At 76.0% G+C, this 9,565-nt stretch carries 7 protein-coding genes; 5 read left to right on the forward strand and 2 right to left on the reverse strand.

Going from position 1 to position 9,565, the window contains the following annotated elements; genetic code table 11:
• The first annotated feature begins 57 nt into the window (after window positions 1–57).
• Complete coding sequence (locus LWC35_RS33210) at window positions 58–798, forward strand: GNAT family N-acetyltransferase (protein WP_232874450.1); 741 nt, start codon at window positions 58–60, stop codon at window positions 796–798.
• On the opposite strand, the gene LWC35_RS33215 is transcribed toward LWC35_RS33210, so the two are convergent.
• Window positions 782–2,005 (reverse strand): ROK family transcriptional regulator, encoded by a 1,224-nt coding sequence (locus tag LWC35_RS33215; RefSeq protein ID WP_232874451.1) that lies wholly within the window; start codon window positions 2,003–2,005, stop codon window positions 782–784. The two genes, LWC35_RS33210 and LWC35_RS33215, sit on opposite strands and share 17 nt — an antisense overlap.
• A 148-nt stretch (window positions 2,006–2,153) precedes the next feature.
• On the opposite strand from LWC35_RS33215, the gene nhaA reads away from it, so the two are divergent.
• Window positions 2,154–3,437, forward strand: a complete 1,284-nt coding sequence (gene nhaA / locus LWC35_RS33220; RefSeq protein WP_232874452.1) for a Na+/H+ antiporter NhaA — start codon at window positions 2,154–2,156, stop codon at window positions 3,435–3,437.
• Here nhaA and LWC35_RS33225 read toward each other — a convergent pair.
• Window positions 3,434–4,333, reverse strand: a complete 900-nt coding sequence (locus LWC35_RS33225; protein WP_232874453.1) for a 2-dehydropantoate 2-reductase — start codon at window positions 4,331–4,333, stop codon at window positions 3,434–3,436. The genes nhaA and LWC35_RS33225 overlap by 4 nt on opposite strands.
• Before the next feature lie 69 nt (window positions 4,334–4,402).
• Here LWC35_RS33225 and LWC35_RS33230 point away from each other — a divergent pair, with 69 nt between their 5' ends.
• From LWC35_RS33230 to LWC35_RS33240, 3 genes are all read left to right on the forward strand, one after another.
• Complete coding sequence (locus tag LWC35_RS33230) at window positions 4,403–5,644, forward strand: MFS transporter (RefSeq protein WP_232874454.1); 1,242 nt, start codon at window positions 4,403–4,405, stop codon at window positions 5,642–5,644.
• 185 nt (window positions 5,645–5,829) lie between these two features.
• Window positions 5,830–6,648: an LLM class flavin-dependent oxidoreductase gene (locus LWC35_RS33235; RefSeq protein ID WP_232874455.1), complete on the forward strand. Its 819-nt coding sequence runs from the start codon at window positions 5,830–5,832 to the stop codon at window positions 6,646–6,648.
• Between the two features lie 457 nt (window positions 6,649–7,105).
• A partial coding sequence (locus tag LWC35_RS33240; RefSeq protein ID WP_232874456.1) for an ATP-binding protein occupies window positions 7,106–9,565 on the forward strand: 2,460 nt, incomplete at its 3' end.

Below are 9,565 nucleotides of genomic sequence, written 5' to 3' on the forward strand. Positions count from 1 at the left end.
CCGGGAGTGTGCAGCCGTCGGAACGCTATACCCCGCGGGCGGGGCAGGATGGATCTCGTGGCTCTCCCGTCCCCCGATCGCCTGTCCGACCTCCAACCCGGCGCCCGGTCCGACCCGCTGGAAAACCCCGTGCTCGCGGCCCTCACCGGGCGCCACCGCGAGTTCGCCGACCTGCGCGGGCGCGCGGCCCGCTACCAGCCGGACGTCACCCCGTTCGCCGGGCTGCCACTCGACCCCACCGCCGCGGACTGGGCCGACCTCGCCGCGCTGAGCGGGCCCGGCGGCGCGGCGGTGCTGGCCGGCCCGCGCCGGGAGGCGCCCGCGGGCTGGGAGACCGGCATGGACCTGCCCGGGGTGCAGATGACCGGCGACGCGCTGGAGGTCGCCCCGGACCCGGAGGCGGTCCGCCTCGGGCCCGCCGACGTGCCGGAGATGCTGGACCTGGTGGCCCGGACGAAGCCGGGCCCGTTCCTGCCCCGCACCGTGCAGCTGGGCACCTACCTCGGCATCCGCCGCGACGGCGTGCTGGTCGCGATGGCGGGGGAGCGCATGCGGGTGCCCGGCGGTACCGAGATCTCCGCGGTGTGCACCGATCCCGCCGCGCGCGGGCAGGGCCTGGCCGCGCGGCTCGTCCGGGCCGTGGGTGCGGTGATCCGCGAGCGGAGCGAGCGGCCCTTCCTGCACGCGGCCGCGACGAACACCACGGCGATCGGGCTCTACGAGCGCCTCGGCTTCACGGTCTCGCGCGAGGTGGAGTTCATCGGCTACCGGGCCCCGGCGGTCAGTCCGGCGGGGTGAGGTCGTGCTGGGCCAGGACGTCGTCCACCGCCGAGGGGGACAGCACCTGGTCCAGCACGAGGATCGCGCAGCCGGTCACGCCGCTGCGCCCGGCCAGCGCGCCCGGTTCCACCCGCAGCATCTGCGTGGCGGTGGCGACCGACCGCTTGAACACCGACTCCCGGATGCCCGCGACCAGCGGCTCGTAGGCTCCCACCAGGTCACCGCCCACCGTGATCACCGCCGGGTTGAGCAGGTTGACGGCCGACGCCAGGACCTCGCCGATCCGCCGGCCCGCGGTGCGGACCAGCCGGACCGCCTCGGCGTCGCCGCTGCGCACCAGGTCCACGACCCCGGAGACGGTGTCGACGGTGCGCCCGCGCGCGGTGAGGTCCCGGATGAGCGCGGTGCCGCTGGCCAGGATCTCCAGGCAGTCGACGTTGCCGCAGTGGCAGGGGGTGCCCGGGCCGTCGATGATCTGGGTGTGGCCGATCTCGCCGGCCGAGCCGCGGGCGCCGCGCTGCAGCGTGCCGCCGCTCACCACGGCGGCGCCGATCCCGGTGGAGACCTTCACCACGAGCAGGTCCTCGATCCCGGGGTGGGCGTGCTGCTCGGCGATGGCCATGACGTTCACGTCGTTGTCCACCCGCACGGGCACCGGGAACCGGTCGGTGAGCAGCGGCGGGAGCTTGACCTCGGCCCACCCCGGCAGGACCGGGACGCCGATGCTGCAGCCGGCGACCGAGTCGACGGTGCCGGGGATGGACAGTCCGATGCCGCGCACCTGGCCGGGGTCGCTGCCGCTCTCCTCGAGCAGCCGGGTGAGCCGCTCGCCGACCGCCTCCATCACGGCCTCCGGCCCCGTGCGCACCCGCATCCGCAGGGAGTCCTGGGCCAGTACGCTCCCGGCGAGGTCGCAGACGGCGAGCGAGGTCCGGCTGACGCCCACAGACGCGGCCAGCACCGTGCCCCCGGCCGTGTGGAAGGCCAGCCGGGCGGCGGGCCGCCCGCCCGTCGCCGCGCCGCCCTGCACCTCGGTGACCAGGCCCTCCTTCAGCAGCCGGTCCACCCGGGCGGCCACCGCCGTGCGGGACAGCCCGGTCGCCCGGCCGATCTCGGTCCGGGTGGCGACGGCGCCCTGCCGGATGAGCGCGAAGATCTCGCCCGCGGTGGCCGGGGCGGACGTGGGCCTGCGGCCACGGGCGGACCCGATACCGGCACCGGTCATGACGGGCCTCCTCACCTGCGTCGATACCGAAGATGCCACATTTTCGCTTTTCGTGTGCACAAGGCGTGACGTAGGGTGTCCCCCGGTGTGCCGGGAAGTCTGGTCGGCGTCGGTCCCGCCCTGCCCGCACACCGAGAGGCCAACCATCGTGAGCCGTCCCGCCCGCCTGTTCGACCGGGGAACGTGGGCCGAGGCCCGCCGCATCGGCGACCTGCTCCGCACCGAGACGGTGGGCGGGCTGCTGCTGGTCGGCGCCGCCCTCGTCGCGCTGGTCTGGGCGAACTCGCCGTGGCGCGGGAGCTACACCGCGCTCGGGGCGATCACCGTCGGCCCGGCCGCGCTGCACCTGGACCTCACGCTCGCCGCCTGGTCGGCCGACGGGCTGCTGGCGATCTTCTTCTTCGTGGCGGGGCTGGAGCTCAAGCGCGAGTTCGTGGCCGGCGACCTGCGCGAGCCGCGGCGGGCGGCGCTGCCGGTCGCCGCGGCCGTCGGCGGGATGATCGTGCCGGCCGTGATCTTCACCGCGCTGAACCTGGGCGCCGGGACGGCCGTGGGGTGGGCCATCCCGACCGCCACGGACATCGCCTTCGCCCTGGCCGTCCTCGCGGTGATCTCCACACACCTGCCCTCGGCGCTGCGGACCTTCCTGCTCACCCTCGCGGTCGTCGACGACCTGCTGGCCATCACGATCATCGCGATCTTCTACACGGACGACCTGCACCCGGTCCCGCTGCTGCTGGCGCTGGCGCCGCTCGCGCTGTTCACCGTGCTGGTCCAGCGTCGGGTGCGGTCGTGGTGGCTGCTGCTGCCGCTCGCCGTCCTCACCTGGGGGCTGGTGCACGCCTCCGGGGTGCACGCCACGGTCGCCGGCGTGCTGCTCGGGTTCGCGGTGCCGGTGGTGCGCCGGGCCGCGGGACCCGGGCCGGGGCTGGCCGAGCACTTCGAGCACCGGTTCCGGCCGCTGTCGGCGGGGGTCGCCGTACCGGTCTTCGCCTTCTTCGCCGCCGGGGTGTCCGTGGTCGACGCGGGTTTGGGCGCCTTCCTGCACCCCGTGGCCCTCGGCGCGATCCTCGGCCTGTTCGTGGGCAAGACCCTCGGCGTGCTCGGCGCGACCTGGGCGGTCCAACGGTTCACCCGCGCACAGCTCGCCGAGGGCCTGAGCTGGTGGGACGTGCTCGGCCTGGCCGTGCTCGCCGGGATCGGCTTCACGGTGTCGCTGCTGATCGGCGAGCTGGCCTTCGGCCCGGGCTCGACGATCGACGGCGAGGTCAAGATCGGCGTGCTCATCGGCTCGCTGCTCTCGGCGCTGGTGGCGAGCGTGATCCTGCGGGTCCGGAACGCCCGGTACCGGCGGATGGAGGCGGAGGAGGCGGTCGACACGGACGCCGACGGGGTCCCGGACGTCTACCAACGCCGGGAGGACCCGACCTAGACGGGCAGGGCGGAGAGCAGGGCGAGCAGCGTCCGGGTGGCCGGGACGGCGACGCCGTGCCGTTCGGCCAGCCGCACCACCGCGCCGAGGATGCCGTCGTGCTCGAGCGGCCGGCCCGCCTCGCGGTCCTGCAGCATCGACGAGGTGGCCCCCACGGGCAGGCCCTGCAGCCAGGCCAGCGTCTCCGGGACCACGGCGTCGGGCAGGTCGGCGCCCTCCGCCCGTCCGACCGCGACGGTCTCCCGCAGCAGGTCCTCGGCCAGCGCCGCCACCCGCGGCTCGCGCAGCACCTCGACCCGCCGGCCGGTCAGCGCGGTGACCGGGTTGGCCACGACGTTGGTCAGCAGCTTCCGCCAGGCCGCGCCCAGGAAGTCCGCCGAGACCTCGGCCCGGACCCCGGCCCCGGCGAACAGCGCGGCGGCCGTGCGGCCGGCACCGTCGTCGGGCAGGACGAGCTCCCGCTCGGTGTAGCGGGCGTGCACGCGCCCGGGGCCGGTGCGCTCGGCGTTGATGTAGACCAGTGCCGGGGCGAGCCGGTCCGCCGGCAGCACGCCGGCGAGCCGCTCGCGGTGGTCCACGCCGTTCTGGGCCGCCACGAGCAGGCTCCCGGGGCCGGCGAGGGCGGCGAGCCAGGGCGCGGCCGACGGCGTCTGGTGGATCTTGGTGGCGAGCACGAGCCAGCGCGCGGGGGCGACGTCGTCCGGATCGGCCGCCCAGCGGACGGGCACCCGGCGGGTGCCACGGTCGTCGGTCAGCTCGACGTCGCGGCGTGCCGCCGCCCCGCGGCCCCGCCCGCACAGCACGACGTCGCGCCCGCTCTCGGCGAGCCGGGCGGCCAGCGCGGTGCCGATCGCCCCGGGGCCCACCACCGCGACCGTGTCGTGCGTCTCGTCCACGGTCCCCACGCTAGTTCCCTCGCTCACGACCGCGTGACGACCCAGTTTCGCACTGCAAGGATGAAACCAGTGACCGCCACGCACGAAACTCCCGCTCCCGACCGTGTCCCCGACCGTGTCCCCGACCGCGCCGCACCGCCGCCCCGGGCCGTCGCCCCCGCCCTGCTCGTCGCGGCGATCCTGCTGCTCGCGCTCAACCTGCGCGGCCCGATCGTCGCCGTCTCGCCGGTCACCGAGGCGATCCGCGCCGACCTGGGGATCGACGCCGGCACGGCCGGCCTGCTCACCAGCCTGCCCGTCCTGTGCTTCGGGCTGGCGACCCCGCTGGCGTCGGCGCTGCTCGCGCGCACCGGTCTCGGCCGCGGGGTGCTGGTCGCCCTCGGCGTGCTGCTCGCCGGCACGGTGGTGCGGTCCCTCGACGGGCTGCCGGCCGCGATCGCCGGGACCCTGCTCATCGGCGCGGCCATCACGGTCGGCAACGTGGCGGTGCCGGTGGTCATCGGCCGCGACCTCCCGCGGCAGGCGGGTGCCGTGCTCGGGATGTACACGGCCGCGCTGAACATCGGCTCGATGATCACCCTGTCGTTGACGGTCCCGATCGCCGGCGCGACCGACTGGCGGTTCGCGCTGGCGTCGTGGGGTGTGCTGGTGGTGGTCGCCGCAGGCGTGTGGTGGTGGGCCACCCGGTCGCTGGGCACGGGCACGCCCGCGGGCGCGACCGGCGCCGAGACCTCGTCGGCCGGGCCGGTCTGGTGGCGCCGCCCGGTGGTCTGGGGTCTCACGATCGCGTTCGCCGGGCAGGCCTTCGCCTACTACGGCGTCACCGCCTGGCTGCCGCTGCTGCTCGGCGACGAGCTCGGGATGAGCGAGACGGCGGCGGGCGTCAGCTCGTCGGTCTTCCAGGTCGCGGCGATCGTCGGCGCCTTCGGTGTCCCGGTGCTGCTGCGGCTCTGCCCCTCGCCCCGGATCGTCGTGGCCGTGGTCTGCGCGGCGTGGGCCGCGCTGCCCCTCGGCCTTCTGCTCGCCCCGCAGGACTGGGCGGTGTGGTGCGCGCTGGGCGGGGCCGCGCAGGGCGGCGGGATCACCGTCATCTTCTCGCTGGTCGTGCGCAAGGCCCGCGACCTGACCGAGAACCGCCGCATGTCCGCGCTGGTCCAGGGCGGCGGCTACACGGTCGCCGCGACCGGACCGGCGGTCGTGGGCGCGGTGCACGAGGCGACCGGCGGGTGGTCCGGGCCGCTCCTCGTGGTGCTCGCCGCGGTTCTCGTCCTGTTCACGGCGGGTCTCGCCGCCTCCGGCCGCACGCCCTGAGCCATTGCCGACCTGGTCCGGCCGGCGAGGACGAGGATCTGCACGGCGTTCGACCAGGGCGGTTCACCCCGGACGGGCTTCTGGCGCGGCGGTCGTGCGCGGCCATTCGGCATGACCCGTTCGTGCAGGAGTTCGTCGGCGGCGGGACTGTCGAACCGTAGGGGACGAGCACCACCATGACCGTCATGGCATCACTCGAGCCCCGGCCGTTGCGGTTCGGAGTCGTCGCTCCGATCACCACCGATCTGGCGACCTGGCGCGATCACCTGCTCGGCCTGGCCGACAGCGGTTACTCGACGATCTTGATGCCGGACGTGCCGCAGTGGCATCCGGCACCGGGCCCGGCGCTCGCCGTCGCAGCAACACTCACCGACCTGCGAGTGGGTACCTGGGTGTACGCGTCCCCCGTGCGGCCGCCGTGGAGCACCGCATGGGAGGCGCACTCGTTGTCCGTGCTCACGAACGGTCGTTTCGAGATGGGCATCGGCACCGGCCGGCCCGGGATCGCCGACCAGCTCCGCGACCTGGGCCTGCCGGTCGCGCCCGTGAGTGAACGCGCAGGTCAGGTGCGTGAGGCCGTCATGGCCTTGCGAGAGCTCGACGGCCCCGACCTGCACACTCCGGTGGTCATGGCAGTGGGTGGCCCGAAGGCGCAGGCGGTGGCTGCCGAGCTCGCCGACACGGTGACCTTCGTGATGCCGCAGACCGAGACGCGCACCGAGACGGCGCAACGGATCCAGCAGTTCGACAACCGTCGCGACGTCGAACTGGCACTGCACGTGCCCGTGATCGGCGACTCGGTCGCTCCGTTCATGGCCGGCCCCGACACGGATACCGCCGCCGTCCGGGCCGCGGACTCGCTGGCGTTCCTCCCCGCTGATCCTCCGGCCGCGGCCGAGGAGATCCGACGCCGACGCGAGGAGCACGGCTTCTCCTACTTCGTGTTCGGCGCTGACGTCGCCGGTCCTCTCGCGCCGGTCGTCGCCGAGCTGGCCGGACGGTAGTTCGCCCCTCGACCGGGACACCAGGCCAATCGCGACGGCGGCGCGGAGCGTGACCGTGCCGCAGCACCACCGCCCACGCCCATCGCCGCGGACCTCGCGAACGGGCCGACGCCCGAACCGAAGAACTGGCGCGTCCTGCGCAAGATCCGCTCCGGCCCGAACACCGCCGACGAGCTCATCGCCGCAGTTCGGACCCTCGTGATCGCCAACAGCTGATCGGGATGGCAGAGGTTCCCCGACCCTTTTTCGGGCTCCACGTATCCGACGGCGGCCCGCCCTGCTCTTTCCCGGCGTGGGGGAGGGTGCCGCCGGGCCGGGGCCGAGGGGGTGGCGCAGAAGCGGGCCGGGGGTCCCGTGTCTGCGACCGCCCCGGCCCGTCGGGTCCCCGCGGCCCGGCCGCGCCTCGGGCGGGTCGACCTGCTGGACCAGGAGGCCCGGGCTGAATACCGTGCGCAGAGTGACCGCCCCGGCCCGTCCGCCCCTGATCGGGCGCACCGACGAGCTGCGGTCCCTCGTCGAGCTGTTCGAGGCGGCCCGCATCGGCACGCCGGGGGTCGCGCTCGTCTCGGGGGAGGCGGGCGTCGGGAAGTCCCGGCTGGTCGCCGAGCTGGTCGACCGGGCCGGCCGGTCCGGAGCCGTGGTGCTCGCCGGTGCGGCGGTCGACGTGGGGGAGAGCCCGCCGCTGTTGCCGCTCACGCTCGCGGTGCGGACGCTGGCCCGCGAACCCGCCGGCCGGGCGATCCTCGAGCCGTGGCGGGGCGAGCTGGAGGCCCTCGGGCTGCTGCCGCCGGCGCCCGGCGGCGCCGTGCAGGCCGTCCCGCACCACCTCGACACGGCCGGCCGGGTCCTGCTCGGGCTCGCCGCCGACCGGCCGGTCCTGCTGGTCGTCGAGGACGTCCAGTGGGCCGACCGCGCCACCCGCGACCTGCTCTCCTACCTCACGGCGATCATGCTCGACGCACAGCTGCTCGTCGTCGTCACGCATCGCGAGGGCGGGGGTTCGCCCGGGCTCGACGAACTCGGCCTCGGCGGACTGCGGCGGCATCCGCGCGTGCGTGGCCTGCCCCTCGGTCCGCTCGACCGCGAGGCGATCGCCGAGCTGGTGGCACGCGAGCCGCTGCCGGACACCGGCGTCGAGGACCCGGTCGAGCTCGTGTGGCAGCGCTCCCGGGGCAACGCGTTCATCGCCGAGGAGACCGTCCGCGCGCTGCGCGACCGCGACCCGATGGCGGTCTCGGGCACCCTGCGCGACCTCGTGCTCGGGCGGGTGCGGGCGCTGCCCGAGGACGCGCGCACCGTGGTCCGGGCGCTGTCGGTCGCCGAGGGCGCCGTCTCGCACGAGCTCGCGCAGCTGGTCACCGGCCTGCCGCCGGACCGGCTGCTCACCGCCGTCCGGCACGTCGTCGAGGAGGGCTCGGTCGTCCTCGACGGGCCCGGGGCCGAGGGCGGCGACGACGGCTACCGGCTGCGCCACGGGCTGGCCGTCGACGTCGTGTCGGCGGACCTGCTGCCCGCCGAGCGCCGCGACCTGCACCGCCGGTACGCCGCGGCGCTCGCCGAGCTGACGGCCGGTGGCGACCGGTCGGCCGTCGCCGCGCTGCTCGCCCACCACTGGGACCGGGCGGGCGACGACGCGCGGGCCCTGACCGCGGCCGCCGACGCCGCGAGCGCCGCCGAGCGCGTGCACGGCTACGCCGACGCCTACCGACACTGGCGCCGGGTCGCCGACCTGGTCGCGGGGCGCGCCTCCGCGCCGGCCCGGCCGGCGCCCGAACCCGTCGTCCCGGTCGGTCTGGACCGGCCGGCCAGCCTGGAGCGCGCGGCCGAGGCCGCGCACCTGGCCGGCGAGCACGACGCCGCCGTCAGCGTGCTGCAGGAGCGGATCGGGCTCACCGCCCCCGCCGAACCCCGGCGGGCCACGCTCGTCGCCCGGCTCGGCGACTACCTCCTCGCGGCGGGTCGGGGTGTGGAGGCCGAGGGCGCCTACCGGGAGGCGCTGCGGCTGGGCGGGGAGGCGCACGTCGCGCTGCTGGCCGGGCACGCGGAGGCGCTGCAGGCCGCGGGCCGGTTCGCCGACGCCCGCGACGAGGCCACCCGCGCGCTGGAGGCTGCCCGGCACGCCGGCACGCTCGACGAGCAGGCGCGCGTGCTCGTGACGCTCGGCTTCAGCCTCGCCTACCTGGAGGACACCCAGGCCGGCGCGGCCGCGCTGGCCGAGGGGCTGCGCGTGGCCGAGGCGAGCGGCTCGCCCGCCGTGCTCGGCAGCGCCTACCACCGGCGAGCAGAGCTCCTCTCCGGGCCGCTGAACGCGCTCTCCGAGGGCATCGACCTCGCCCTGGCCGGCGCGGAACGGCTCACCGAGCTGGGGCTGGGCCGCACGCACGGCGTCCGGCTGCTCGCGCTCGCCGCCAACGGCCAGTTCCGCTGCGGGCGCTGGGACGAGGCCGTCGAGGTGATCGACCAGGCGTTCCGGGCGCGGCCGTCGGGCAGCGAGGCGCTGGACATCCGGCTGTCCCGCGGCCGGATGCGGGTCGGGCGCGGGGACCTCTCCGGGGCCGCCGAGGACCTCGACGCGGTCGCGATGCTGGCCCACGACACCGTGGGCGCGCGCTACCGCGTCCCGCTGCTCACCCTGCGCGCCGGCCTGGACATGTTCCTCGGGCGGCCGGAGCAGGCCGTGGGGCACACCGTCGCCGGGCTCGACGCGCTCGAGAGCGGCCACGACGACGTCTGGCTCGAGGCCCCGCTCATCTGGCACGGGCTGCGCGCCCACGCCGAGACCGTGCGGCTGGACCGGCCCCCGCCGGACGGCGAGGTCGTGGACCGGCTCCGGGAGTCCGGCGCCGGGCTGCACGACCGGGCCCGGCGGGCGGTACCGATGGTCGCCGGCCTGGTCGGGGTGTTCGCACAGATGTGC

Source organism: Pseudonocardia kujensis, from assembly GCF_021283305.1.
GTDB lineage: Bacteria > Actinomycetota > Actinomycetes > Mycobacteriales > Pseudonocardiaceae > Pseudonocardia > Pseudonocardia kujensis.